This window comes from Enterobacter sp. SST3 (assembly GCF_000286655.1).
GTDB classification, from domain to species: domain Bacteria; phylum Pseudomonadota; class Gammaproteobacteria; order Enterobacterales; family Enterobacteriaceae; genus Enterobacter; species Enterobacter roggenkampii.
Genome location: NZ_ALNS01000023.1, coordinates 87050 through 111872, shown reverse-complemented (window position 1 = coordinate 111872; position 24823 = coordinate 87050). Strand labels below are relative to the sequence as shown.

Sequence of the window (24823 nt, the reverse complement as noted above, 5' to 3'; positions counted from 1 at the left end):
TATGTCTCAGGCTGCATTGAACACGCGCAACCGCGATGACGAGGAAGAATACACCTCTTCACGCCGCAGTAATGGAACGCGTCTTGCAGGCATCATTTTCCTGCTCGGGGTGCTGTGCACCGTGTTTATCAGCGGCTGGATGGTCCTGGGCTGGATGGAAGATGCGCAGCGGTTGCCGCTTTCTAAGCTGGTGGTCACCGGTGAGCGTCACTACACGCGTAACGACGATATTCGCCAGTCAATACTGGCGCTGGGCTCGCCTGGCACCTTTATGACGCAGGACGTCAATATTATCCAAAGCCAGATTGAACGTCTGCCATGGATAAAACAGGCGAGCGTAAGAAAGCAATGGCCTGATGAATTGAAGATTCATCTGGTTGAATATGTGCCCATTGCGCGTTGGAATGATCAGCACATGGTTGACGTCGACGGAAATTCCTTCAGCGTCCCGACCGATCGTGTCAACAAGCAGAATTTACCGATGTTGTATGGCCCTGAAGGCAGCGAAAACGAGGTGTTACAGGGTTTTCGTGAAATGGGCCAGGTGCTGGCGAAGGACAGGTTTACGTTAAAAGATGCTGCAATGACGGCGCGCCGCTCCTGGCAACTTACGTTAACGAACGGCATTAAGCTCAACCTGGGACGCGGGGACACCATGAAGCGTCTGGCGCGTTTTGTCGAACTTTACCCGGTTTTACAGCAGCAGGCACAGACTGACGGCAAACGGATAAGCTACGTTGATTTGCGCTATGACTCAGGCGCAGCAGTCGGTTGGGTACCGGCTCCGGTCGAGGAACCTAATCAGCAACAGAATCAGGCACAGGTACAGGCAGAACAACAATGATCAAGGCGACGGACAGAAAACTGGTAGTTGGACTGGAGATTGGCACCGCGAAGGTTGCCGCTTTAGTAGGGGAAGTTCTGCCCGACGGTATGGTCAATATCATTGGCGTGGGCAGTTGCCCGTCACGTGGTATGGATAAAGGTGGGGTAAACGATCTTGAATCGGTGGTGAAATGCGTCCAGCGCGCCATCGATCAGGCTGAATTGATGGCAGATTGCCAGATTTCTTCTGTCTATCTTGCCCTTTCTGGTAAGCACATTAGCTGCCAGAACGAAATCGGTATGGTGCCGATTTCCGAAGAGGAAGTGACGCAGGAAGACGTTGAAAACGTTGTGCATACGGCGAAGTCCGTGCGTGTTCGCGATGAGCATCGCGTATTGCACGTGATCCCGCAGGAATATGCGATTGACTACCAGGAAGGGATCAAAAACCCTGTTGGTCTGTCAGGCGTTCGTATGCAGGCAAAAGTGCACCTGATCACATGTCACAACGATATGGCGAAGAACATTGTAAAAGCCGTTGAACGTTGTGGCCTGAAAGTTGACCAACTTATTTTCGCCGGTCTGGCGGCAAGTTATTCCGTACTGACCGAAGATGAACGTGAACTGGGTGTCTGTGTGGTCGATATTGGTGGTGGTACAATGGACATGGCCGTGTATACCGGCGGTGCGCTGCGCCACACCAAAGTGATCCCGTACGCAGGGAACGTCGTGACCAGCGATATTGCTTACGCTTTTGGTACGCCACCGAGCGATGCAGAAGCGATTAAAGTGCGCCACGGCTGTGCGCTGGGTTCTATCGTTGGCAAAGATGAGAGCGTTGAAGTGCCAAGCGTCGGTGGTCGTCCACCGCGCAGCCTGCAGCGCCAAACGTTGGCAGAGGTGATCGAACCGCGCTATACCGAGCTGCTCAACCTGGTCAACGAAGAAATTTTACAGTTACAGGAACAGCTTCGTCAGCAGGGTGTTAAACATCATCTTGCGGCGGGGATTGTATTAACCGGCGGTGCAGCGCAAATTGAAGGTCTTGCGGCCTGTGCGCAGCGCGTCTTCCATACGCAGGTACGTATTGGGGCGCCGCTGAATATCACCGGTTTAACGGATTATGCTCAGGAGCCGTACTATTCAACGGCTGTGGGCCTGCTCCACTACGGGAAGGAATCTCATCTCAGTGGTGAAGCGGAAGTGGAAAAACGCGTCTCAGTGGGGTCGTGGGTCAAACGACTGAACAACTGGTTGCGAAAAGAGTTTTAATTTTTTTAAGAGACCGGAGAGAATTAGCGGTCTCGGGCGACAGGCACAACGGAGAGAGAAATTATGTTTGAACCTATGGAACTGACCAACGACGCGGTGATTAAAGTCATCGGCGTCGGTGGCGGCGGCGGTAACGCCGTAGAGCATATGGTGCGTGAACGCATTGAAGGTGTTGAATTCTTCGCGGTTAACACCGATGCGCAGGCACTGCGTAAGACGGCGGTAGGCCAGACTATCCAGATCGGCGGTGGTATCACCAAAGGGCTGGGAGCTGGGGCTAACCCGGAAGTGGGTCGCAATGCGGCTGAAGAAGATCGTGAAGCCCTGCGCGCTGCACTGGAAGGTGCGGACATGGTCTTCATCGCAGCAGGTATGGGGGGCGGTACCGGTACCGGCGCAGCACCTGTTGTCGCTGAAGTAGCTAAAGATTTAGGTATCCTGACCGTTGCTGTCGTGACCAAGCCTTTCAATTTTGAAGGCAAGAAGCGTATGGCCTTCGCGGAGCAGGGTATCACCGAGCTGTCCAAGCATGTGGACTCGCTGATCACCATCCCGAACGACAAACTGTTGAAAGTTCTGGGTCGTGGTATCTCCCTGCTTGACGCCTTCGGCGCAGCAAACGACGTGCTGAAAGGCGCGGTTCAGGGTATCGCTGAACTGATTACCCGTCCTGGCCTGATGAACGTTGACTTTGCAGACGTTCGCACCGTGATGTCTGAAATGGGCTACGCGATGATGGGCTCTGGCGTGGCGAGCGGCGAAGACCGTGCAGAAGAAGCGGCTGAAATGGCTATCTCTTCTCCACTGCTGGAAGATATCGACCTGTCTGGTGCGCGCGGCGTGCTGGTCAACATTACCGCTGGCTTTGACCTGCGTCTGGATGAGTTCGAAACCGTGGGTAACACCATCCGTGCGTTCGCCTCTGACAACGCTACCGTGGTAATCGGTACTTCACTTGACCCTGAAATGAACGACGAGCTGCGTGTTACCGTTGTGGCAACCGGTATCGGTATGGACAAGCGTCCTGAGATCACCTTAGTGACTAACAAGCAGACTCAGCAACCGGTAATGGATCGTTACCAGCAGCACGGTATGTCTCCGCTGACTCAGGAGCAGAAACCGGCCGCGAAAGTGGTGAACGACCCAACGCCGCAAACGGCGAAAGAGCCAGATTATCTGGATATCCCGGCGTTCCTGCGTAAGCAAGCTGATTAAGAATTGGCTGGAATTAGGGGATTTGCGCTCTTTGTGCTAAACTGGCCCACCGTTAGTGATATACACTCTCGGTTGGATAGTTAATTTGGCGAGATTATACGATGATCAAACAAAGGACACTTAAACGTATCGTTCAGGCGACGGGTGTCGGTTTACATACCGGCAAGAAAGTCACGCTGACGTTACGCCCTGCGCCGGCCAATACCGGGGTCATCTATCGTCGCACCGACTTGAATCCACCGGTAGATTTTCCGGCCGATGCCAAATCTGTGCGTGATACTATGCTCTGTACTTGTCTGGTGAACGAGCATGACGTGCGGATTTCTACCGTAGAGCACCTGAACGCCGCCCTGGCGGGTCTGGGTATCGACAACATTATTGTTGAAGTCGATGCGCCAGAAATCCCGATTATGGATGGCAGTGCTGCACCGTTCGTCTATCTGTTGCTGGATGCTGGCATCGAAGAACTGAACTGCGCGAAGAAATTTGTCCGCATCAAAGAGACCGTTCGCGTCGAAGATGGCGACAAGTGGGCTGAATTTAAACCGTACAATGGTTTCTCGCTGGACTTTACCATCGACTTTAACCATCCGGCGATTGATTCCAGCACCCAGCGCTATGCGATGAACTTCTCTGCCGATGCGTTTATGCGCCAGATCAGCCGAGCCCGTACGTTTGGCTTCATGCGTGATATCGAATATCTGCAGTCCCGCGGCTTGTGCCTGGGCGGCAGCTTCGATTGTGCCATCGTTGTTGACGATTATCGCGTACTGAACGAAGACGGCCTGCGTTTCGAAGATGAATTCGTTCGTCACAAAATGCTGGACGCTATCGGCGACCTGTTCATGTGTGGTCACAACATCATTGGTGCATTTACCGCGTTCAAATCCGGTCATGCGCTGAACAACAAACTGTTGCAGGCCGTCCTGGCAAAACAGGAAGCCTGGGAATATGTGACCTTCGAAGACGAAGCAGAACTGCCGTTGGCTTTCAAAGCGCCAAGCATGGTTCTGGCGTAACGGTTCACGCCGTTTCGTAAAAAATCGACTGGTTAACCTGGTACTCTCTCCGGCCAGGAAGACCAGTCGTTTTTATTTTTACCCTTCTTTGTTTGCCCCAGCGTTATTTCTAGTCTGTCTTGCGTAGAAAGTGTGTGCGTTAGCTGCATTCTTGACCGTTTTTCCCCGCGGCGGCACCTCATTCCTGCTGATGTGTATTGGCTTTAGTGGTAATATCTGGGCGCTTAAAAAAATAACTGAAGATAGCCTGTAACAGGCTGGCTTATGTGGTGGAGCAAGTGAGCGGAATACTGACGCGCTGGCGACAATTTGGCAGACGTTACTTCTGGCCGCATCTCTTATTAGGGATGGTCGCGGCGAGTTTCGGCTTGCCTGCGCTCAGCAACAGTGCCGAAGCGGCGACGCCGACGAAGACCTCTACCAGCAAACACGATCTCAATACGCGGGTTAACTTTACAAATCTCGCCTGGCTCGAAGCCAGTCGCCGCCCGAATTTCTCCGTTGATTACTGGCACCAGCACGCTATCCGCACGGTTATCCGTCATCTCTCCTTCGCGATGGCGCCGCAGGCAATGCCTGTTGCGGAAGAGGCGCTGCCGGTGCAGGCGCAGCATCTTGCCCTGCTGGACACGCTCAACGCGCTGCTCACGCAGGACAGCCAGCCGCCGGTCATGGTTCGCCAGACGGCGCATCGCGCGCTCGTTCCTCCTGTTTCATTCTCTGTTTCAACCTGGATTAGCCAGGTTCACGGCATTCGCGCCGGGCCTCAACGCCTCAGCTAAATTAACTTTTTCAATACCTTAATTTATCTGCCCATGATGGGGCGTTTGAGAATTTATTATGCTAATCAAATTATTAACTAAAGTTTTTGGTAGTCGTAACGATCGTACCCTGCGCCGTATGCGCAAAGCTGTTGCCGTCATCAACGGTATGGAACCGGCGATGGAGAAGCTCTCTGATGATGAGCTGAAAGCGAAAACGGCGGAATTCCGTGCGCGTCTGGAAAAAGGTGAAACCTTAGAAAGCCTGATCCCGGAAGCATTTGCTGTCGTGCGTGAAGCAAGTAAGCGCGTGTTCGGCATGCGTCACTTCGACGTTCAGCTGCTGGGCGGGATGGTGCTTAACGAACGCTGCATCGCGGAAATGCGTACCGGTGAAGGTAAAACCCTGACCGCAACGCTGCCGGCTTACCTGAATGCGTTGACCGGTAAAGGCGTTCACGTCGTTACCGTCAACGACTATCTGGCGCAGCGTGACGCCGAAAACAACCGTCCACTGTTCGAATTCCTCGGCATGACCGTCGGCATCAACATGTCTGGCCTGCCTGCACCAGCCAAGCGTGAAGCGTATAACGCGGACATTACCTACGGTACCAACAACGAATACGGCTTCGACTACCTGCGTGACAACATGGCGTTCAGCCCTGAAGAGCGCGTCCAGCGTAAGCTGCACTACGCGCTGGTGGATGAGGTGGACTCCATCCTGATCGATGAAGCGCGTACTCCGCTTATCATCTCCGGCCCGGCTGAAGACAGCTCCGAGATGTACCGTAAGGTCGACAAAATCATTCCACACCTGCTGCGCCAGGAGAAAGAAGACTCGGATACCTTCCAGGGTGAAGGTCACTTCTCCGTGGATGAAAAAGCGCGCCAGGTGAACCTGACCGAGCGTGGTCTGGTGAAAATCGAAGAGCTGCTGGTGGCTGAAGGCATTATGGAAGAGGGCGAGTCTCTGTACTCCCCAAGCAACATCATGCTGATGCACCATGTGACCGCCGCGCTGCGTGCCCACGCGCTGTTCACCCGCGACGTCGACTACATCGTAAAAGACGGCGAAGTGATCATTGTCGATGAGCACACCGGTCGTACCATGCAGGGACGTCGCTGGTCAGACGGTCTGCACCAGGCTGTAGAAGCCAAAGAAGGCGTGGATATTCAAAACGAAAACCAGACGCTGGCCTCTATCACCTTCCAGAACTACTTCCGTCTGTACGAGAAGCTGGCGGGCATGACCGGTACAGCCGATACCGAAGCGTTTGAATTCAGCTCTATCTACAAGCTGGATACCGTGGTCGTTCCAACCAACCGTCCGATGATCCGTAAGGATATGCCGGACCTGGTGTACATGACTGAAGCGGAAAAAATTCAGGCGATCATCGAAGATATTCGCGAACGTACCGCGAAAGGCCAGCCGGTACTGGTGGGGACCATCTCCATCGAGAAGTCCGAAGTGGTGTCTAACGAGCTGACTAAAGCAGGCATCAAGCACAACGTTCTGAACGCCAAGTTCCACGCTAAAGAAGCAGATATCGTTGCGCAGGCAGGTTATCCGGCTGCGGTAACCATCGCCACCAACATGGCGGGTCGTGGTACCGATATTATGCTGGGCGGTAGCTGGCAGGCCGAGGTGGCTGAGCTGGAAAACCCAACGCCTGAACAGATTGCGCAGATTAAGGCCGACTGGCAGGTGCGTCACGACGCGGTGCTGGCATCCGGCGGTCTGCACATTATCGGTACCGAGCGTCACGAATCGCGTCGTATTGATAACCAGCTGCGTGGTCGTGCAGGTCGTCAGGGTGATGCCGGTTCTTCCCGCTTCTACCTGTCGATGGAAGATGCGCTGATGCGTATTTTCGCCTCCGACCGCGTGTCCGGCATGATGCGTAAGCTGGGCATGAAGCCGGGTGAAGCCATTGAGCACCCGTGGGTTACCAAAGCGATCGCGAACGCACAGCGTAAAGTGGAAAGCCGCAACTTCGATATTCGTAAGCAGCTGCTGGAATACGATGACGTGGCTAACGATCAGCGCCGTGCGATCTACACCCAGCGTAACGAACTGCTGGACGTGTCCGACGTGAGCGAAACCATCAACAGCATTCGCGAAGATGTGTTTAAAGCCACGATTGATGCGCACATTCCGCCGCAGTCTCTGGAAGAGATGTGGGACATCGAAGGCCTGCAGGAACGCCTGAAAAACGACTTCGACCTCGACCTGCCAATCAAAGAGTGGCTGGATAAAGAGCCTGAGCTGCACGAAGAGACCCTGCGCGAGCGTATCTACGAAACCGCGCTGGACGTCTACAAGCGCAAGGAAGAGGTCGTTGGCGCTGAGATGATGCGTCACTTCGAAAAAGGCGTGATGCTGCAGACGCTGGACTCCCTGTGGAAAGAGCACCTGGCGGCGATGGACTACCTGCGTCAGGGTATCCACCTGCGTGGCTATGCGCAGAAAGATCCGAAGCAGGAATACAAGCGTGAGTCCTTCTCCATGTTTGCCTCTATGCTTGAGTCGCTGAAGTATGAAGTCATCAGCACCCTGAGCAAGGTTCAGGTGCGCATGCCGGAAGAGGTGGAAGCGATGGAACAGCAGCGTCGTGAAGAAGCCGAGCGTCTGGCACAAATGCAACAGCTGAGCCATCAGACCGACGACAGCGAAGCCGCAGCGGCGATCGCCGCGCAAACCGGCGATCGTAAAGTGGGTCGTAACGATCCATGCCCGTGCGGTTCTGGTAAAAAGTACAAGGCGTGCCACGGCCGTCTGAGCTAAGTTCATAAAAAAACAAAAAGGCGCAGATTTCTGCGCCTTTTTTATGGAAGTGACAATATGAAAATACTGCAAATTGCCGTCGGGATTATTCGCAACCCGCAAAATCAAATCTTCATCACCCAGCGCGCTGCCGACGCCCATATGGCGAACAAGTGGGAGTTTCCAGGCGGTAAAATCGAGTCAGGTGAAACGCCGGAAGCGGCGCTGGTTCGCGAGCTTCAGGAGGAGGTGGGGATCACCCCGCTTGGCGCAACGCTGTTTGATAAGCTTGAATACCAGTTTCCGGACAGACACATCACGCTGTGGTTCTGGCTGGTGGAAAACTGGGAAGGTGAACCCTGGGGGAAAGAGGGGCAGCCGGGTAACTGGGTGGAGCTTCAGGCAAGTGATGCCGAAAAATTCCCGCCAGCTAATGAGCCTGTGATCCTGCGGTTAGTCGAACAACCGAAGGCCTGCTAAGCGACGCGCCAGCAGGCTTTACAGATTACTACTGGCTTTCACTCCAGTCATCGCTGTCCGAAAGATCGCCTTTACTCGGAATGCGTTTTTCTTCCGCCGCCCATTCGCCCAGGTCAATAAGCTGGCAGCGTTTGCAGCAGAATGGGCGGAATGGACTCACTTCGCCCCAGACAACGGTTTTGCCACAGGTCGGGCAGTTTACGGTGGTGACATCAGACATCGGCACTCCTTAACAACAGGCCAGTTCAAAATCGAGGCGTTCCGGCACGGTGCCATTTTCGCTGTCCAGCGGCATAAAGCGAATCGCAAAGCGGCTCTTATGCCCGGAAATTTGCGGATAAAGCTGTTCGCCAAGCGATAAATTCAGGCGCAGAAGATCGGCATCATCACCGTTGTCCTGGTAGAAACCGTTCAGGCTGGTTTGCTTGCGGAACGGCGCTGAGTTACGGATCAGATCGAGGATCAGCGACAGCGTCTGGTGCATCGGCTCCAGGCTTGCCAGCCAGCTGTTCACCTGCGCGTCACGCTGGGCTTGTGGCATATGGAGCCACATATGCAGCGTCGGCAGGTCGAAGCTGCAGCAACCGCCAGGGATGCTCAGGCGCTGGCGCACCAGGCCAATCAGGCGGTCCTCACGCAAAAACTGCCCGACGCGCGGTGCGGCCATCAGGATGCTGCTGCTGGTTTTAAGCTGCTGACGAAGGGAATCGATACGGCTTACGTCCACCCCCGGAACCTCAGCCCATGCCTGCAATTTACGCTGCTGGCGCTCCAGCTCTTTAAGCAATTCTGTGCGGACATCGCCGCGTTCAATCACATCCAGCAGATCGCCTACATTGCGGAAGAAGTGCAACGCCGTAGCGTGATCGTTAACCGGCAGATGTTGTGAAAGCTGCTGAATGAGGAATTCGATGCGTAGCCAGGTACGCATTTTTTCGTTGAGCGGATGCTCAAAAAGGATGTGAGTCGACATTATGGTTTTTCCTGTGCAACGGCCTGCCCGGCTAACGTCAGATACTGCGCGTGCAGACGGGCAACATCCGATGCAATAGCATCTGGTGCGCCGTTATTATCAATAACATCATCCGCCACGGCAAGGCGCTGAGCGCGCGTGGCCTGAGCGGCGAGAATATGTTCAGCATGCTCGCGCGAGACATGGTCTCGCATCATGGTTCTCTGGATTTGCGTCTCGGGTGCGACATCAATCACCAGTACCCGATCGGCTTTCTGATGCAGCTGATTTTCCACCAGCAGCGGAACCACCCACAAGACATAGGGCGAGCGGGCTTCGGCTATCTGACGCTGTGTTTCCTGGTGGATAATGGGATGGAGCAGGGCATTAAGCCAGGCTTTTTCCGCTGAATCGGAAAAAATGCATTCGCGAAGCTGACGGCGATTTAGCGTGCCATCGGCATTGATGATTGCCTGGCCAAAATGTTCTGCGATGGCCTTAAGCGCGGGTGTATTGGGCTCTACCACCTGGCGGGCAATAATATCGGCATCGATAATCGTGATACCCAAACGAGAAAACGCGTCTGCAACGGTACTTTTGCCACTACCGATGCCACCGGTTAATGCAACGATATACCCCATTAAATCAAATCCTGGGAATTATTCATTATTAAAATCAGTTGATTAAAACTCTCAGGTGCGCCAGCAACTGTTTAGCCCTGTTTACCGGCTTTTTACCAGGTAAATTTATAGGATTGTAGCGTAAAAAAAGAGAATTTCGCAGTCTTGCGGAGCAGGTATTAGTGCGTATGATAGCGTCACTGGAGTTGTGCTTTTAACATATTTGCCTCTAACCCCAGGAATCCGCACATGCGTATCGAAGAAGATCTGAAGTTAGGTTTCAAAGACGTTCTTATCCGCCCTAAACGCTCTACACTGAAAAGTCGCTCAGACGTTGAACTCGAACGTCAATTCACCTTTAAGCATTCCGGTCAGACCTGGTCTGGCGTGCCGATCATCGCTGCCAACATGGATACTGTGGGAACCTTTGAGATGGCAACCGCGCTGGCACAGTTCGACATCCTCACCGCCGTACACAAACATTACAGCCCTGAAGAGTGGAATGCGTTTGTGGCGTCCGCCTCTGCTGATGTGGTGAAGCACGTGATGGTCTCCACCGGTACCTCCGATGCGGATTTCGAGAAGACCAAACAGATCCTGAAGGCTAACCCGGCGCTGAACTTCGTTTGTATTGATGTGGCGAACGGTTACTCCGAGCACTTCGTACAGTTCGTCAGCAAGGCGCGTGAGGCCTGGCCGACGAAAACCATCATCGCGGGCAACGTGGTGACCGGTGAAATGTGTGAAGAGTTGATCCTCTCCGGTGCCGATATCGTGAAAGTGGGCATCGGTCCGGGCTCCGTATGCACCACGCGCGTCAAAACCGGCGTCGGTTATCCGCAGCTCTCTGCCGTCATTGAATGTGCCGATGCGGCGCACGGGCTGGGCGGCCAGATCATCAGCGACGGTGGTTGCACCATGCCGGGTGATGTCGCAAAGGCCTTCGGTGGCGGCGCGGACTTCGTGATGCTCGGCGGTATGCTGGCAGGCCATGAAGAGAGCGGCGGTACCGTAGTAGAAGAGAACGGCGAGAAATTTATGCTGTTCTACGGTATGAGCTCTGAGTCTGCGATGACCCGTCACGTCGGCGGCGTGGCAAAATACCGTGCGGCAGAAGGTAAAACCGTCAAGCTGCCTCTGCGCGGTCCGGTTGAAAACACCGCACGCGATATCCTCGGCGGCCTGCGCTCTGCCTGCACCTACGTTGGCGCCTCCCGCCTGAAAGAGCTGACAAAGCGTACGACGTTTATTCGCGTTCAGGAACAAGAAAACCGCGTATTCAACAGCCTGTAATGGCTATCGCTGGCGCATGCCCGTGCGCCAGCCCTGTTGTACTATCCCGCGCTCATCGCATCTCCCAGGTGGAATATCGGCAGGTACATTGCCACCACCAGCGTACCGATAATGACCCCCGTCACTATCAGAAGCACTGGCTCCAGAAGCGCCGCCAGATTCTCTGCACGTTGAAAGGTCTGTTCCGTATGATGGCGGGCAAGGTTTGCCAGCATGATATCCAGCGCACCTGACATTTCACCGGTTCGTAAAAGCTGAACACACAGCGGGGTAAAGATTGCCGCTCTTTGAAAGGATGACCAGACGGGAAGGCCTTTTTCAATGTCCTCCCGCACGCCGCGCAGCATTCCCTGCCAGTACTGACTTTCAACGGTCTCCTCGGCACTCTCCAGGCCCTGTAAAAAGGGGATACCCGCCTGTTGCGTGAGTGACAGCACGGTAAAGACGTGTCCCAGCTTTTGACCTTTTGCCAGTGCGCCCATCACGGGCGTATGCAGCAGGATGCACTGCCAGCGAGGATTCTGCCGCAGAGCCCAGGCGACGGCTAAAGGGGCTAATAGCAGGACGAAAAACGCAAGGGCATATGACTGCATAAAGGCGGCCATCCCCATAACCATCTGTGTCAGCACGGGAAGCGGGGTACTAAACGTTTTGTAGATCGCGGCAAACTCGGGCAGGACCAGAGTGACCATCGCCAGCACGACGAGCACAGCCAGCGTCAGGACGATCGCCGGGTAGCGCAGCGCCTTTTTCACTTTTGCACTGAGCTGCTGCTGCGCTTTTTGTTGTTGCGCGAGCTGACGACAGCACACCTCCAGCTTCCCCGTCAGCTCTCCGGTTTTCACCATCGAGACATGCAGCGGGCTAAAAACGGCTGGCCACTTTTTTAGCGACTCAGAAAACGGGCATCCTTCACTGAGCTCATCGGCAATGCTTTGCAGCAGCGCCTGCCACGGTTTTAACGGATGTTGCTCTGCCAGCATTTGCAGGCTGTGGGACAGCGTCAGCCCAGCCTGCAGCAGCGAGGCGAGCTGATGAAACATCTCGCCGCAGTGGTGTGGACGCCAGCGGTGTCGCTGCGCGCATCGGGTCAGCGTCAGAGGATGGAGGTCGTTACGCATCAGCCGGGTGAAGGCCGCATTGCGGTCTGTGGCCCAGAGTGTCCCGCTTCGGGGTTCTCCATCTTTGGTGAGCGCACGCCAGCGCCAGAGCTGATTAGCCGCCATTGGGCATTCCCAGGACGCGCAGCAACTCTTCAATCGTGGTTAGCCCTTGTTCGACGGCCCTGCAGCCGTGTTCAAAAAGAGAAACCATCCCCGCCTGCCGGGCGCTCGCCTCTATGACGTCAGTTCCCGCCCCGCTGGCAATGGCCTGCCGGAGGGCATTGTCGATGGCGAGTACTTCAAAAATGGCCACGCGGCCATAAAAGCCGTGATAACAGCGATCGCAGCCGGTGGGCTGCCAGCGTGGAAGCGGCCTGGGCCATACTGAGCAAGGTAGTTGAGCCTGATCGCGGGTTTCCCGGCGACAATGTGGGCACAAACGCCGGACCAGTCGCTGGGCAATCACCATCGTCAGCGCGGAAGAAATCATCCAGCGCGCGACGCCCATCTGCTCCAGGCGAATGAGCGTTTCCGTCGTCGAGTTGGTGTGAAGGGTCGACAGCACCAGATGCCCGGTCTGGGCAGCATTAATGGCAATCCCGGCCGTTTCTCCGTCACGGATTTCGCCGACCATAATGATGTCGGGATCCTGACGTAGCAGTGCGCGCAGCACGTTCTGGAAGGTTAAACCCGCCCGGGGATTAACCTGCGTCTGGTTTAATCCGGCAAGGGGGATCTCAATAGGATCTTCCACGCTGCAGATGTTGACGTCAGGGGTGTTACGCGACTGCAAAGCGCTGTACAGCGTCACGGTTTTGCCGCTGCCGGTAGGGCCGGTGACCAGAATCAGCCCCTGCGGCTGGTGGAGAACCGCATTAAAACAGGCCAACTGTTCAGCATTCATGCCAAGCGCTTTCGGCTCAAGGGCCTGCGGAACCTGATGCAGGAGGCGTAGCACAATTTTTTCGCCGCCGCTGCAGGGAAGCGTCGCGATCCGAAACGAGACCGGCTCATTGGCCAGTTCAATCGTAAACTGGCCGTCCTGAGGCAGTCGGCGTTCTGCAATATCCAGGTTACCCAGCACTTTTAAACGTGCGCTTAACAGGTTAGCCAGTTCAGCGGCAAGCGGAGGCTGCGGACAAAGTACGCCGTCGATACGTAAACGAATCTGGCACGCGTGCTCCATCGGTTCGATATGAATATCAGAGGCGCGCTGGTTGATTGCCTGCTGCAGCGTGTGGTTAAGGACATCTACCGTAGAGTGTGTTTGCGAAACGCCGGGCAGATGCGATTGAGACGTTAGCTGCCGGTGTTTTTCCATGCGCTCCGCGCTCCAGCACTCAATATCAATCCGTTTCTGGGTCGCGAAACGCAGCGCCTCCATGAGTTCGGTCGCGGGCTTTCCCACGACGGCAATGTTGATCCTCTCACTGTCGCTGGATAGCAGCAGTGCGTGATGGCGAAGACAAAGCGCCACGAGTTGATCGGTATTCATTCTCCGCTCCTCAGTTATTGCTGAAGCGGAAAACGTCTTCGCAGGCCTGCTTCAGAGCGCTATCAGCACTGATGTTGCAGACGCGCGTCCAGCCCGTCATCCCGTTGCCGTTGTTCCACTGCGGCGTCATGACCACTTCCAGCCCGTTAAGACTTTCCTGTCCTGTTAAGGTCACGATCCCTTTCGCTACGCTCATTCCGGAAACGTAGCGTGTCGTGGTGGGGGAAGGGATGCCGTTGCTGTTGGCATCGCAGCTCTCCACACCACCGTGATCCAGCGCGCAAAGTTCAATGGCGGTGCGGTAGGGTACGAAGGTTTGCAGCATATCGGTCAGCGCCGCTTTGCGCAGGTAGTTCTGATAGGCAGGTATGCCGATGGCGCTCAGAATCGCAATAATGCCGATGACCACCATCAGCTCAATAAGAGTGAATCCGTGTTGTCTGTTCATGTCTGCTCCTTACGTTAAGTGGCGCTACTCTGTCAGCGCAAAAGGGCAGAAACGAGGGGCAAAAAAGGGAACGGGAAAGCGCGTTCAGAGAATTAATGCGGTGTTGCAGGAAAGAACAGCGGATTTGCGAGCGGGGCTGAAATTCCCCTCTCCAGGCGGAGAGGGGAGGAATCACTATTTAAAACGCATCGAGAGGTCGAGGGCGCGAACGTGCTTGGTCAGCGCGCCGACGGAGATGTAATCCACGCCGGTTTCGGCGAATTCACGGATCGTTTCGAAGGTGACGTTCCCGGAGACTTCGAGCTGGGCCCGGCCATTGGTCAGTTTTACCGCCTCACGCATCTGCTCGGTTTCGAAGTTATCGAGCATGATGATATCGGCCCCGGCCTTAATCGCCTGCTCCAGCTCGTCCAGGTTTTCCACTTCTACTTCAACCGGCACATCCGGATGCAGCCAGAAGGCCTTCTCCACCGCCTGACGTACGGAACCCGATGCAATAATGTGGTTCTCTTTAATCAGAAAAGCGTCGGACAGGCCCAGACGATGGTTTGCGCCGCCGCCGCAGAGCACCGCGTACTTCAGCGCCGTGCGCAGGCCCGGCAGCGTTTTGCGGGTATCCAGCAGCTGGGTTCGGGTGCCGGCCAGCAGGTCAACGTAACGACGCACTTCGCTGGCGACGCCAGAGAGCGTTTGTACAAAATTGAGCGCGGTACGTTCGCCGGTCAGCAAGACGCGGGAAGGGCCGTCCAGCTCGAACAGCGGCTGATTTGGCGTGACGCTATCGCCGTCCGCCACGTGCCATGTGACCTGCACATCATCGCCCGCCAGCTGGGTAAAGACCTCTTCAACCCAGCGCTTGCCGCAAAACACACCCTCTTCACGGGTGATAATGACCGCGTGGGAGCGCGTCTCTTTCGGCAACAATTGTGCGGTAATATCTTTATCGGCATTGACGTCACCGCCCAGATCTTCTTTCAAAGCATGGGCAACGCTTGCCGGAATATCCATATTAATACGTTCCAGAAGCGCTTCACGTCGGTGGTCGGGGTTGTAGCGGCGAGGCGGCATGATAAAACTCCAAATTGGTAACGAATCATAATATTGAAACATGCTACTCTGAACCGAGTAACAGCACCATACATAAGGAGTTCCAGCATGTTGTTAGAAAACGGATGGCTGGTGGATGCGCGGCATGTGCCCTCGCCGCACCACGACTGCCGCCCGGAGGATGAAAAGCCCACACTGCTGGTGGTTCATAATATTAGTCTCCCGCCGGGGGAATTTGGCGGCCCGTGGATCGATGCGTTATTCACGGGAACGATAGATCCCGATGCCCATCCTTTCTTTGCTGAGATTGCGCATCTGCGCGTGTCGGCTCATTGCCTGATTCGTCGCGATGGTGAAGTGGTTCAGTATGTTCCCTTTGATAAGCGCGCCTGGCATGCCGGGGTGTCGATGTATCACGGGCGCGAACGGTGCAACGATTTTTCTATCGGGATCGAACTGGAAGGCACGGATACCACGCCCTACACCGATTCACAGTATCAACAGCTAGCGGCTGTGACCCGCACGCTTATCGGACTTTACCCGGCCATCGCCGACAATATTACCGGGCACAGCGATATCGCTCCGGCGAGAAAAACCGATCCCGGCCCGGCATTTGACTGGCCGCGGTTCCGCGCCATGCTCACCGCGTCGTCAGAATAAGGAGATACCATGACGTTGTTTACCATGCTGCTGGTTATCATCGCTGAACGCCTGTTCAAGCTCGGTGAGCACTGGCATCTGGATCACCGGCTGGAGGTGTTATTCCGCCGTATTAAGCACTTTTCCATGCTGCGCACGCTGCTGATGATGGCGGGTGTGATGGTGATTACGTTCCTGCTGCTGCGCGCGCTGTATGGACTCTTTTTCAACGTGCCGCTGCTGGTGGTGTGGATCCTGCTCGGCGTGCTGTGCATTGGTGCGGGCAAGGTGCGTTTGCACTATCACGCGTACCTGAAAGCCGCCTCCCGTGACGATGCCCATGCGCGCAATGCCATGGCGAGCGAGCTGACGATGATCCACGGCGTGCCGCCGGACTGCGACGAGCGCGAGTTCCTGCGCGAACTGCAGAACGCGCTGCTGTGGATTAACTTCCGTTACTACCTGGCGCCGCTGTTCTGGTTTGTGGTGGGCGGCCCGTGGGGGCCGGTACTGCTGATGGGGTATGCGTTCCTGCGCGCCTGGCAGACCTGGCTTGCTCGCTATCTGACGCCGCACGAGCGTTTGCTGTCCGGCATTGATGCCATCCTGCACGTGGTTGACTGGCTTCCGGTGCGTCTGGTGGGCGTGGTGTACGCGTTAATTGGCCACGGTGAAAAAGCGCTGCCCGCGTGGTTCGCCTCGCTTGCCGACCGCCATACGTCGCAGTACCAGGTGTTAACGCGTCTGGCGCAGTTCTCGCTGGCGCGTGAGCCGCATACCGATAAGATTGAAACGCCGAAAGCCGCTGTCTCCATGGCGAAGAAAACGTCGTTTGTGGTTGTGGTTATCGTGGCGCTGCTGACGATCTACGGCACGCTGGTGTAAGCCAGCGCGCCGTAACGATTAAAGCGTGTCCGCAGGCGGGATGCCGAAATCAGGCATCCCGTTTTCGTCCCAGCGGACGCGCTTCAGGCGGGTATGGCGGTTTGGATCGTACAGCGGATCGCCCTCAATTTCGGTGTAGTTCCGCGCGTGATACACCAGCACATCTTCCCCTTCCGGCGTTTGCGTAAAGCTGTTGTGTCCCGGGCCGTACTGGCGATTTTCGTAGCTGGTGGCGAATACGGGGCGCGGGGATTTGTGCCAGTTCAATGGGTTTTGCGGATCGGCATTCAGGTCTATCCACAGCAGCCCCATGCAGTAGTTCTCGTCGGTGGCGCTGGCGGAATAGCTGATAAACAGTTTGTTGCCATGGAACAGCACCGCCGGGCCTTCGTTGACCCAAAACCCGCGACACTCCCAGTCATACTCCGGCTTGCTGAGCATCACAGGCTCGCCTTTCAGCGTCCACGGATTCGCCATTTCACACAGATAAAGGTTGGAGTTCCCGGAGATGTCCGGCGCTTTTTGCGCCCACAGATACCAGCGTTTTCCCTGATGCACAAAGGTGGTGGCGTCCAGGGCGAAGGTGTCGAACGGGGTTTCGATCTGGCCTTTTTCTACCCACCTGCCGGTGAGCGGATCGTCGTCGGTACATTCAATGGCAAACATGCGGTGCTGAAACATCCCGAGCGCGTCGAGCGCCTGGGTGTGCGTCGCGGCAAAATAGATGTACCACTTTCCGTCAATGTGGTGCAGTTCCGGTGCCCAAATCAGCTGGCTCATTGGGCCGGCGTCGGGTTTACGCCAGACCACCACCTCTGCGGCATGACGTAAGCCTTCCAGCGAGTCTGCACGGCGGATCGCCAGCCTGTCGTACTGCGGCACGGAGGCGATAAAGTAATATTGCCCATCGTGGCGCAGGATATACGGGTCGGCGCGTTGTTCAATAAACGGGTTTGGCCAGGTTTGCATTCGGCTTTCCTTATTTAGTCTCAGCGGCTTTCAGTTCCTGATAATCGTTCAGCTCGTGGTAGTTGTTGCGGCGTTTTTCCAGATCGAGCTGGATCTGCTTCATGGTTTCACGATCCACCTTCAGCAGGCGCACCACGCCCGCGGTAATCAAATAACCCACCCCCGGGATAACGGTAAACAGCAGCACAATCCCGTTCAGGGCGTCTGCGCTTTGCGCTTTCGCCCCCGCGTCGTAGCCGTACCAGGAGAGCAGAAAACCGACCATCGCCCCGGCAATCGCCAGCCCCAGCTTGAGGAAGAAGATGTTGCCCGAGAAGCTGATGCCGGTGATGCGTTTCCCGGTTTTCCACTCGCCGTAGTCATCCACGTCGGCCATCAGCGACCAGTGCAGCGGAGACGGGATCTGGTGCAGGATGTTCAGCAGGACGTAGAGCACCACGATGGTGACGGTCGCTTTCGGGTCGAAGAAATAAAAGGCGCAGGAGAAAATCGCCAGCACGATGTTGGTCCAGAAGAAGACCTTCAGCTTGCACCAGCGGTCGGTCAGCACTTTTGCCAGCACGCTGCCGAGCATCATGCCGACAACGCCCAGGCTGATAAACAGCGTGGCGAAGTGGGTGCTCTGGCCCATGACCCAGGTGACGTAATACATGGTGGCCGCCATGCGGATAAAGCCGGGGCAGACGTTGCAGAGCGTCAGGAGCAGAATGCGCACCCACTGGTCGTTCTTCCACACGTCTTTCAGATCGTTTTTCAGCTCATCGTTGGTCTGCACCGCCGGGCGCACGCGCTCGCGCACGGTGGCGAAGCAGAACAGGAACATACAGGTGCCAATCAGCGCCAGCACGGTCATGGCCATCTGGTAGCCTTTGGCTTTGTTGTCCCCGCCAAACCAGTCTGCCATCGGCAGCAGCGTTAATGAGAGCAGCAGCGTGGCGATGCCGACCAGCACGAAGCGATACGACTGGCAGGCCACACGTTCTTTTGGATCGTTAGTGATCACTCCGCCCAGCGAGCAGTAGGGGATGTTGATGGCGGTGTAGGTGAGCGACAGCAGGAAATAGGTGACAAAGGCATAGATAACTTTGCTGTTATAGCTCCACTCTGGCGTGGTGAACATCAGGATGCTGAACAGCGCGTACGGGAAAGCGATCCACAGCAGCCATGGACGAAAGCGGCCATATTTGCTGCGGGTGCGGTCGGCAATCGCGCCCATGATCGGGTCCGTTACGGCGTCAATCACGCGGACGGACAGCAGCAGCACGCCGACCAGCGCAGGGGCCAGACCAAAAATATCCGTATAAAAATAGTTAACAAACAGCATGATGGCGCCGAAGATGATGTTACATCCGGCGTCGCCCATCCCATAGCCGATCTTTTCTTTTACTGACAGCTTTGCGTTATCCATAGACTGCTCTCCGGGTTACGGTATGGAGAGAATTATTTGCTGGCGAAGGGATATATGCGTTGCAGTATCAGGGCGGTGATATGGATAAATGCGCTGTGGGCGTGAAAGTGTGAAGGAGGTAACAACGCGCGGCACCCGCAAAAGCAGGCACCGCGGTGGGAGGCTTAGTGCGCCTTCATGGCATTACGGCTTTTCTGACTGAAGAGATAGCCAACGCCGAGTACTGCAATCCAGACCGGGATCAGGTAGACGGAAATCGCCATACCTGGGGTGATCAGCATGATCACCAGCACGGCCGCCATGAACAGCAGGCAGATCCAGTTACCCAGCGGATAGAGCAGGGCAGGGAAGCGCGTGGTGACGCCCTGCTGCTGTTTCGCGCGGCGGAACTTCATGTGCGCAAGGCTGATCATCGCCCAGTTGATGACCAGCGCAGAGACCACCAGCGCCATCAGCAGGCCAAACGCCGATTCCGGTGCCATGTAGTTAATGAGCACGCACAGGGCGGTCACGATGGCGGAAACGATGATGGTATTCACCGGCACGCCGCGTTTATCAACGTTAAGCAGCATCTTCGGCGCGTTACCCTGCTGGGCGAGGCCGAACAGCATGCGGCTGTTGCAGTATACGCAGCTGTTGTAAACGGAGAGCGCAGCGGTCAGCACCACGATGTTCAGCGCGTTGGCGACAAAGGTATCGCCCAGCTCGTGGAAGATCAGCACAAACGGGCTGGTGTCAGCAGTCACGCGCGTCCACGGCAGCAGGGAGAGCAGCACCGCCAGTGAGCCCACATAGAAGATCAGGATGCGGTAGATAACCTGATTTGTGGCTTTCGGGATGCTCTGCTCCGGGTTGTCGGCTTCAGCAGCGGTGATGCCCACCAGTTCCAGGCCGCCGAAGGAGAACATAATGATCGCCATCATCATCACCAGGCCGGTCATGCCGTGAGGCAGGAAGCCACCCTGCTCCCAGAGGTTGCGCACCGTGGCCTGCGGGCCGCCGTTGCCGCTGAACAGCAGCCAGCCGCCGAAGATAATCATCGCCACCACCGCAATGACCTTGATGATGGCAAACCAGAACTCCATCTCCCCGAACACTTTAACGTTGGTTAGGTTAATGGCGTTGATAATGACGAAGAAGGCCGCAGCGGAAGCCCAGGTTGGGATTTCGGGATACCAGAACTGAATGTATTTCCCGACGGCGGTCAGTTCGGCCATGGCAACCAGAACGTACAGCACCCAGTAGTTCCAGCCCGAGGCGAAACCGGCAAAGCTGCCCCAGTACTTATAGGCAAAGTGGCTGAAGGAGCCTGCGACCGGCTCTTCCACGACCATTTCGCCCAGCTGGCGCATGATCAGAAAAGCAATGAAACCCGCAATCGCGTAACCCAAAATAATGCCCGGACCGGCAGACTGGATAACGGATGCGCTGCCCAGAAACAGGCCGGTACCAATCGCACCGCCCAGTGCGATGAGCTGAATATGGCGGTTTTTAAGCCCGCGCTTTAGCTGATCGCCGTGCTGTTGAGCTTCCATTTGAAACCTCGTGTGTGGTTGTTATGTTCACGCTGAGCGTGTGTAATTATGAAAATCCATATTCTGTATTTATTTCTTTACGGTTAACGAGACCGAAAAAAGCGGAGATGACTTCCGTAAGCGCCAGAATAGTGGTAAGTGCCTGCGAATGCACCTGCTTTATGAAGGGGTGATGACGACTTGAATAAAAAGAAAGCATTTGTAAATCGGCCCGCTCGTTGTTCCTCACCCAACCTATAGAATAGAAATGCGCCTTAAGTGGGCGAATTTTCATTATTTGCCTTGTTGAATCGCTTCAGATTGCAAAAACCCTCGTTTCATTATGGTTAAAACTCCCTCTTTGGGGGTAATCAACTCATTTGTGCAAAGTTACATTTCTGAAACGTTATTTCTGTAAGGTTGTTAAAATGTGCAGGGTTTACTGATTTCAATCAAAACCAATATGGACAGAAGGTGAATACTTTGTTACTTTAGCGATACGAAATAGAAATTGGTAAGACCAATTGACTCCGGGCAAAAAGGCGTAAGACAGGGAATATGGCCTACAGCAAAATTCGCCAACCAAAACTATCTGATGTGATTGAGCAGCAGCTGGAGTTTTTAATCCTCGAAGGGACTCTGCGCCCGGGTGAGAAACTTCCGCCAGAACGCGAACTGGCAAAACAGTTCGACGTTTCACGTCCCTCTCTGCGTGAGGCGATTCAACGTCTCGAAGCAAAGGGCTTGCTGCTTCGTCGCCAGGGCGGCGGAACCTTTGTGCAAAACAGCCTGTGGCAGAGCTTCAGCGATCCGCTGGTAGAACTTCTCTCTGACCACCCAGAATCCCAGTTTGACCTGCTTGAGACCCGTCACGCGCTGGAAGGTATTGCGGCCTATTACGCCGCCCTTCGCAGCACTGATGAAGATCGCGTGCGTATCCGCGAGCTGCATCAGGCCATTGAACGGGCACAGCAGTCCGGCGATTTAGACGCCGAGTCCAGCGCCGTCGTCCAGTATCAAATTGCCGTCACCGAAGCGGCCCACAACGTGGTGCTCCTCCATCTGCTACGCTGCATGGAGCCGATGCTGGCCCAGAACGTTCGTCAAAATTTTGAATTGTTGTATGCCCGTCGGGACATGCTCCCACTGGTAAGCAACCATCGCACCCGAGTATTCGAGGCGATAATGGCCGGGGAACCGGAGCAGGCGCGCGAAGCGTCGCACCGCCATCTGGCTTTCATTGAGGAAATCTTGCTGGACCGCAGCCGTGAACAATCGCGTCGCGAACGTTCATTACGCCGCATACAGCAACGAAAGGATTAAGCGCCAGGTACTTTTAGAGCGCGGCAACTAAACGCAGAACCTGTCTTATTGTGTTCTTGCCCAAGAGCACAATGGGACAGGTTCCAGACAAATCAACGTATTAGATAGATAAGGAATACCCCCATGTCAGAACGTCTCCAAAATGACGTGGATCCGATCGAAACTCGCGACTGGCTACAGGCGATCGAATCGGTCATCCGTGAAGAAGGTGTTGAGCGCGCTCAGTATCTGATTGATCAGCTGCTTTCTGAAGCCCGCAAAGGCGGCGTGAAGGTTGCTTCAGGTGCAGGGGCTAGCAACTACGTAAACACGATTGCCGTTGAAGACGAACCGGAATACCCGGGCAATCTGGATCTGGAACGTCGTATCCGTTCTGCAATCCGCTGGAACGCCATCATGACCGTTCTGCGCGCATCCAAGAAAGACCTGGAACTGGGTGGCCACATGGCGTCCTTCCAGTCTTCTGCGACCGTTTACGAAGTGTGCTTCAACCACTTCTTCCGTGCAGCGAACGAGAAAGACGGCGGCGATCTGGTGTACTTCCAGGGCCACATCTCTCCGGGCATCTATGCACGTGCATTCCTGGAAGGTCGTCTGACTGAAGAGCAGATGAACAACTTCCGTCAGGAAGTTCACGGTAAAGGTCTGTCTTCTTACCCGCATCCTAAACTGATGCCTGAATTCTGGCAGTTCCCGACCGTATCCATGGGTCTGGGCCCAATCGGTGCGATCTACCAGGCGAAATTCCTGAAGTATCTGGAACACCGTGGTCTGAAAGACACCTCTGAGCAGACCGTATACGCCTTCCTGGGCGACGGCGAAATGGATGAGCCAGAATCTAAAGGCGCGATCACCATCGCGACCCGTGAGAAGCTGGACAACCTGTGCTTCATCATCAACTGTAACCTGCAGCGTCTGGATGGTCCGGTAACCGGTAACGGCAAGATCATCAACGAACTGGAAGGCATCTTCGCAGGTGCTGGCTGGAACGTGATCAAAGTCATGTGGGGTTCCCGTTGGGACGAACTGCTGCGTAAAGACACCAGCGGTAAACTGATCCAGCTGATGAACGAAACCGTTGACGGTGACTACCAGACCTTCAAATCCAAAGACGGTGCCTACGTGCGTGAGCACTTCTTCGGCAAATATCCAGAAACCGCAGCCCTGGTTGCAGACTGGACTGATGAGCAGATCTGGGCCCTGAACCGCGGTGGTCACGATCCGAAGAAAATTTACGCTGCACTGAAAAAAGCGCGTGAAACCAAAGGTAAAGCGACTGTAATCCTGGCCCACACCATCAAAGGTTACGGCATGGGTGATACCGCAGAAGGTAAAAACATCGCTCACCAGGTTAAGAAAATGAACATGGACGGCGTGCGCTATATCCGCGACCGTTTCAACGTTCCAGTGACCGATGAGCAGGTCGAAAACCTGTCTTACATCACCTTCCCGGAAGGCTCCGAAGAGCACAAGTACCTGCACGAACGTCGTCAGGCGCTGAAAGGCTACCTGCCAGCTCGTCAGCCTAACTTCACCGAGAAGCTGGAACTGCCAGCGCTGGAAGACTTCTCTCAGCTGCTGGAAGAGCAGAACAAAGAGATCTCTACCACTATCGCTTTCGTTCGTGCCCTGAACGTGATGCTGAAGAACAAGTCGATCAAAGATCGCCTGGTGCCAATCATCGCCGACGAAGCGCGTACTTTCGGTATGGAAGGTCTGTTCCGTCAGATCGGTATCTACAGCCCGAACGGCCAGCAGTACACCCCGCAGGACCGTGAGCAGGTTGCATACTACAAAGAAGACGAGAAAGGTCAGATCCTGCAGGAAGGTATCAACGAGCTGGGCGCAGGCGCATCCTGGCTGGCTGCTGCGACCTCTTACAGCACCAACAACCTGCCGATGATCCCGTTCTACATTTACTACTCCATGTTCGGGTTCCAGCGTATCGGTGACCTGTGCTGGCAGGCAGGCGACCAGCAGGCTCGCGGCTTCCTGATCGGTGGTACTTCCGGTCGTACGACCCTGAACGGTGAAGGTCTGCAGCACGAAGATGGTCACAGCCACATTCAGTCTCTGACTATCCCTAACTGTATCTCTTACGACCCGTCTTACGCGTATGAAGTGGCAGTCATCATGCATGACGGTCTGCAGCGCATGTACGGTGAAGCGCAGGAGAACATTTACTACTACATCACCACCCTGAACGAAAACTACCACATGCCGGCAATGCCAGCAGGTGCCGAGGAAGGTATCCGTAAAGGTATCTACAAACTCGAAACCATCGAAGGTAGCAAAGGTAAAGTTCAGCTGCTGGGCTCCGGTTCTATCCTGCGTCACGTTCGTGAAGCAGCGCAGATCCTGGCGAAAGACTACGGTGTCGGTTCCGACGTGTACTCTGTGACCTCCTTCACTGAACTGGCGCGTGATGGCCAGGATTGTGAGCGCTGGAACATGCTGCACCCACTGGAAACCCCACGCGTACCGTACATCGCTCAGGTGATGAACGACGCGCCAGCGGTGGCGTCTACTGACTATATGAAACTGTTCGCTGAGCAGGTTCGTACTTACGTTCCAGCTGATGATTATCGCGTTCTGGGTACTGACGGCTTCGGTCGTTCTGACAGCCGCGAAAACCTGCGTCACCACTTCGAAGTTGATGCTTCTTACGTGGTTGTAGCAGCACTGGGCGAACTGGCTAAACGTGGCGAAATCGATAAGAAAGTGGTTGCAGACGCAATTACCAAATTCAACATCGATGCAGAAAAAGTTAACCCGCGTCTGGCGTAAGAGG

Annotated in this window: 23 protein-coding genes; 12 read left to right on the top strand and 11 right to left on the bottom strand. The window is 55.3% G+C overall.

Features of this window, described 5'->3' with window-relative positions; all coding sequences use genetic code 11:
* The first annotated feature begins 1 nt into the window (after position 1).
* The 7 genes from ftsQ to mutT all read left to right on the top strand — a co-directional run bounded on the left by ftsQ (position 2) and on the right by mutT (position 8336).
* Entirely contained in the window at positions 2 to 844 is an 843-nt protein-coding gene (gene ftsQ, locus B498_RS07995; protein ID WP_008501979.1) for a cell division protein FtsQ, read from the top strand.
* Positions 841 to 2097 (top strand): cell division protein FtsA, encoded by a 1257-nt coding sequence (gene ftsA, locus B498_RS08000; protein WP_006173845.1) that lies wholly within the window; start codon positions 841 to 843, stop codon positions 2095 to 2097. The genes ftsQ and ftsA overlap by 4 nt, the downstream gene beginning before the upstream one ends.
* Before the next feature lie 63 nt (positions 2098 to 2160).
* Positions 2161 to 3312, top strand: coding sequence for a cell division protein FtsZ (gene ftsZ, locus B498_RS08005; RefSeq protein WP_008501978.1), 1152 nt, complete (start codon positions 2161 to 2163; stop codon positions 3310 to 3312).
* A gap of 101 nt (positions 3313 to 3413) precedes the next feature.
* Positions 3414 to 4331 (top strand): UDP-3-O-acyl-N-acetylglucosamine deacetylase, encoded by a 918-nt coding sequence (gene lpxC / locus B498_RS08010; protein WP_008501977.1) that lies wholly within the window; start codon positions 3414 to 3416, stop codon positions 4329 to 4331.
* Between the two features lie 278 nt (positions 4332 to 4609).
* Positions 4610 to 5113: a secA translation cis-regulator SecM gene (gene secM, locus B498_RS08015; protein WP_072205873.1), complete on the top strand. Its 504-nt coding sequence runs from the start codon at positions 4610 to 4612 to the stop codon at positions 5111 to 5113.
* 58 nt (positions 5114 to 5171) lie between these two features.
* On the top strand, positions 5172 to 7877 hold the full coding sequence (secA, locus tag B498_RS08020) for a preprotein translocase subunit SecA (RefSeq protein WP_008501975.1): 2706 nt from the start codon (positions 5172 to 5174) through the stop codon (positions 7875 to 7877).
* A gap of 57 nt (positions 7878 to 7934) precedes the next feature.
* Positions 7935 to 8336: an 8-oxo-dGTP diphosphatase MutT gene (gene mutT, locus B498_RS08025; RefSeq protein ID WP_008501974.1), complete on the top strand. Its 402-nt coding sequence runs from the start codon at positions 7935 to 7937 to the stop codon at positions 8334 to 8336.
* A gap of 28 nt (positions 8337 to 8364) precedes the next feature.
* Here the strand turns inward: mutT and yacG are convergent, their stop codons facing one another.
* Genes yacG through coaE form a run of 3 tightly spaced genes read right to left on the bottom strand, consistent with a single transcriptional unit; the run spans position 8365 to position 9929 of the window.
* The gene (gene yacG / locus B498_RS08030; RefSeq protein WP_008501973.1) at positions 8365 to 8556 is read right to left on the bottom strand and encodes a DNA gyrase inhibitor YacG; all 192 of its coding nucleotides are present in this window, start codon (positions 8554 to 8556) and stop codon (positions 8365 to 8367) included.
* A gap of 9 nt (positions 8557 to 8565) precedes the next feature.
* Entirely contained in the window at positions 8566 to 9309 is a 744-nt protein-coding gene (gene zapD / locus B498_RS08035) for a cell division protein ZapD (protein ID WP_008501972.1), read from the bottom strand.
* Complete coding sequence (coaE, locus tag B498_RS08040; RefSeq protein ID WP_008501971.1) at positions 9309 to 9929, bottom strand: dephospho-CoA kinase; 621 nt, start codon at positions 9927 to 9929, stop codon at positions 9309 to 9311. Before coaE ends, zapD begins: the two co-directional genes overlap by 1 nt.
* 228 nt (positions 9930 to 10157) lie before the next feature.
* On the opposite strand from coaE, the gene B498_RS08045 reads away from it, so the two are divergent.
* On the top strand, positions 10158 to 11201 hold the full coding sequence (locus tag B498_RS08045; protein ID WP_008501970.1) for a GMP reductase: 1044 nt from the start codon (positions 10158 to 10160) through the stop codon (positions 11199 to 11201).
* A 41-nt stretch (positions 11202 to 11242) separates the two neighbouring features.
* On the opposite strand, the gene hofC is transcribed toward B498_RS08045, so the two are convergent.
* The 4 genes from hofC to nadC form a co-directional block, all read right to left on the bottom strand.
* On the bottom strand, positions 11243 to 12427 hold the full coding sequence (gene hofC / locus B498_RS08050; protein ID WP_008501969.1) for a protein transport protein HofC: 1185 nt from the start codon (positions 12425 to 12427) through the stop codon (positions 11243 to 11245).
* Entirely contained in the window at positions 12417 to 13799 is a 1383-nt protein-coding gene (gene gspE / locus B498_RS08055) for a type II secretion system protein GspE (protein WP_008501968.1), read from the bottom strand. The genes hofC and gspE overlap by 11 nt, the downstream gene beginning before the upstream one ends.
* A 10-nt stretch (positions 13800 to 13809) precedes the next feature.
* The gene (gene ppdD, locus B498_RS08060) at positions 13810 to 14247 is read right to left on the bottom strand and encodes a prepilin peptidase-dependent pilin (protein ID WP_008501967.1); all 438 of its coding nucleotides are present in this window, start codon (positions 14245 to 14247) and stop codon (positions 13810 to 13812) included.
* Positions 14248 to 14421: 174 nt separating this feature from the next.
* Positions 14422 to 15315, bottom strand: a complete 894-nt coding sequence (gene nadC / locus B498_RS08065; protein WP_008501966.1) for a carboxylating nicotinate-nucleotide diphosphorylase — start codon at positions 15313 to 15315, stop codon at positions 14422 to 14424.
* An 87-nt stretch (positions 15316 to 15402) separates the two neighbouring features.
* Between nadC and ampD the strand changes: the two genes are divergently transcribed.
* Positions 15403 to 15954 carry a 1,6-anhydro-N-acetylmuramyl-L-alanine amidase AmpD gene (ampD, locus tag B498_RS08070; RefSeq protein ID WP_008501965.1) on the top strand — a complete coding sequence of 184 codons (552 nt, stop codon included), beginning with the start codon at positions 15403 to 15405 and terminating at the stop codon, positions 15952 to 15954.
* Between the two features lie 9 nt (positions 15955 to 15963).
* Entirely contained in the window at positions 15964 to 16818 is an 855-nt protein-coding gene (gene ampE, locus B498_RS08075; RefSeq protein ID WP_008501964.1) for a beta-lactamase regulator AmpE, read from the top strand.
* An 18-nt stretch (positions 16819 to 16836) separates the two neighbouring features.
* On the opposite strand, the gene B498_RS08080 is transcribed toward ampE, so the two are convergent.
* The 4 genes from B498_RS08080 to B498_RS0121515 form a co-directional block, all read right to left on the bottom strand.
* The gene (locus B498_RS08080) at positions 16837 to 17787 is read right to left on the bottom strand and encodes a family 43 glycosylhydrolase (protein ID WP_008501963.1); all 951 of its coding nucleotides are present in this window, start codon (positions 17785 to 17787) and stop codon (positions 16837 to 16839) included.
* A gap of 10 nt (positions 17788 to 17797) precedes the next feature.
* Complete coding sequence (locus B498_RS08085) at positions 17798 to 19195, bottom strand: glycoside-pentoside-hexuronide (GPH):cation symporter (protein WP_008501962.1); 1398 nt, start codon at positions 19193 to 19195, stop codon at positions 17798 to 17800.
* A 164-nt stretch (positions 19196 to 19359) separates the two neighbouring features.
* Positions 19360 to 20730, bottom strand: coding sequence for an aromatic amino acid transporter AroP (aroP, locus tag B498_RS08090; RefSeq protein WP_008501961.1), 1371 nt, complete (start codon positions 20728 to 20730; stop codon positions 19360 to 19362).
* Positions 20731 to 20776: 46 nt separating this feature from the next.
* Complete coding sequence (locus B498_RS0121515; protein WP_021240510.1) at positions 20777 to 21004, bottom strand: hypothetical protein; 228 nt, start codon at positions 21002 to 21004, stop codon at positions 20777 to 20779.
* A gap of 263 nt (positions 21005 to 21267) precedes the next feature.
* Between B498_RS0121515 and pdhR the strand changes: the two genes are divergently transcribed.
* Positions 21268 to 22032, top strand: coding sequence for a pyruvate dehydrogenase complex transcriptional repressor PdhR (pdhR, locus tag B498_RS08095; protein WP_008501960.1), 765 nt, complete (start codon positions 21268 to 21270; stop codon positions 22030 to 22032).
* Positions 22033 to 22155: 123 nt separating this feature from the next.
* Positions 22156 to 24819 carry a pyruvate dehydrogenase (acetyl-transferring), homodimeric type gene (aceE, locus tag B498_RS08100; protein WP_008501959.1) on the top strand — a complete coding sequence of 888 codons (2664 nt, stop codon included), beginning with the start codon at positions 22156 to 22158 and terminating at the stop codon, positions 24817 to 24819.
* Positions 24820 to 24823 lie beyond the last annotated feature (4 nt).

Bases quoted from the DNA above. Each gene is read 5' to 3' on its own strand.
- ftsQ (WP_008501979.1), top strand. From the start codon at position 2: ATGTCTCAGGCTGCATTGAACACGCGCAACCGCGATGACGAGGAAGAA.
- ftsA (WP_006173845.1), top strand. From the start codon at position 841: ATGATCAAGGCGACGGACAGAAAACTGGTAGTTGGACTGGAGATTGGC.
- ftsZ (WP_008501978.1), top strand. From the start codon at position 2,161: ATGTTTGAACCTATGGAACTGACCAACGACGCGGTGATTAAAGTCATC.
- lpxC (WP_008501977.1), top strand. From the start codon at position 3,414: ATGATCAAACAAAGGACACTTAAACGTATCGTTCAGGCGACGGGTGTC.
- secA (WP_008501975.1), top strand. From the start codon at position 5,172: ATGCTAATCAAATTATTAACTAAAGTTTTTGGTAGTCGTAACGATCGT.
- mutT (WP_008501974.1), top strand. From the start codon at position 7,935: ATGAAAATACTGCAAATTGCCGTCGGGATTATTCGCAACCCGCAAAAT.
- yacG (WP_008501973.1), bottom strand. From the start codon at position 8,556: ATGTCTGATGTCACCACCGTAAACTGCCCGACCTGTGGCAAAACCGTT.
- zapD (WP_008501972.1), bottom strand. From the start codon at position 9,309: ATGTCGACTCACATCCTTTTTGAGCATCCGCTCAACGAAAAAATGCGT.
- coaE (WP_008501971.1), bottom strand. From the start codon at position 9,929: ATGGGGTATATCGTTGCATTAACCGGTGGCATCGGTAGTGGCAAAAGT.
- B498_RS08045 (WP_008501970.1), top strand. From the start codon at position 10,158: ATGCGTATCGAAGAAGATCTGAAGTTAGGTTTCAAAGACGTTCTTATC.
- hofC (WP_008501969.1), bottom strand. From the start codon at position 12,427: ATGGCGGCTAATCAGCTCTGGCGCTGGCGTGCGCTCACCAAAGATGGA.
- gspE (WP_008501968.1), bottom strand. From the start codon at position 13,799: ATGAATACCGATCAACTCGTGGCGCTTTGTCTTCGCCATCACGCACTG.
- ppdD (WP_008501967.1), bottom strand. From the start codon at position 14,247: ATGAACAGACAACACGGATTCACTCTTATTGAGCTGATGGTGGTCATC.
- nadC (WP_008501966.1), bottom strand. From the start codon at position 15,315: ATGCCGCCTCGCCGCTACAACCCCGACCACCGACGTGAAGCGCTTCTG.
- ampD (WP_008501965.1), top strand. From the start codon at position 15,403: ATGTTGTTAGAAAACGGATGGCTGGTGGATGCGCGGCATGTGCCCTCG.
- ampE (WP_008501964.1), top strand. From the start codon at position 15,964: ATGACGTTGTTTACCATGCTGCTGGTTATCATCGCTGAACGCCTGTTC.
- B498_RS08080 (WP_008501963.1), bottom strand. From the start codon at position 17,787: ATGCAAACCTGGCCAAACCCGTTTATTGAACAACGCGCCGACCCGTAT.
- B498_RS08085 (WP_008501962.1), bottom strand. From the start codon at position 19,195: ATGGATAACGCAAAGCTGTCAGTAAAAGAAAAGATCGGCTATGGGATG.
- aroP (WP_008501961.1), bottom strand. From the start codon at position 20,730: ATGGAAGCTCAACAGCACGGCGATCAGCTAAAGCGCGGGCTTAAAAAC.
- B498_RS0121515 (WP_021240510.1), bottom strand. From the start codon at position 21,004: ATGAAAATTCGCCCACTTAAGGCGCATTTCTATTCTATAGGTTGGGTG.
- pdhR (WP_008501960.1), top strand. From the start codon at position 21,268: ATGGCCTACAGCAAAATTCGCCAACCAAAACTATCTGATGTGATTGAG.
- aceE (WP_008501959.1), top strand. From the start codon at position 22,156: ATGTCAGAACGTCTCCAAAATGACGTGGATCCGATCGAAACTCGCGAC.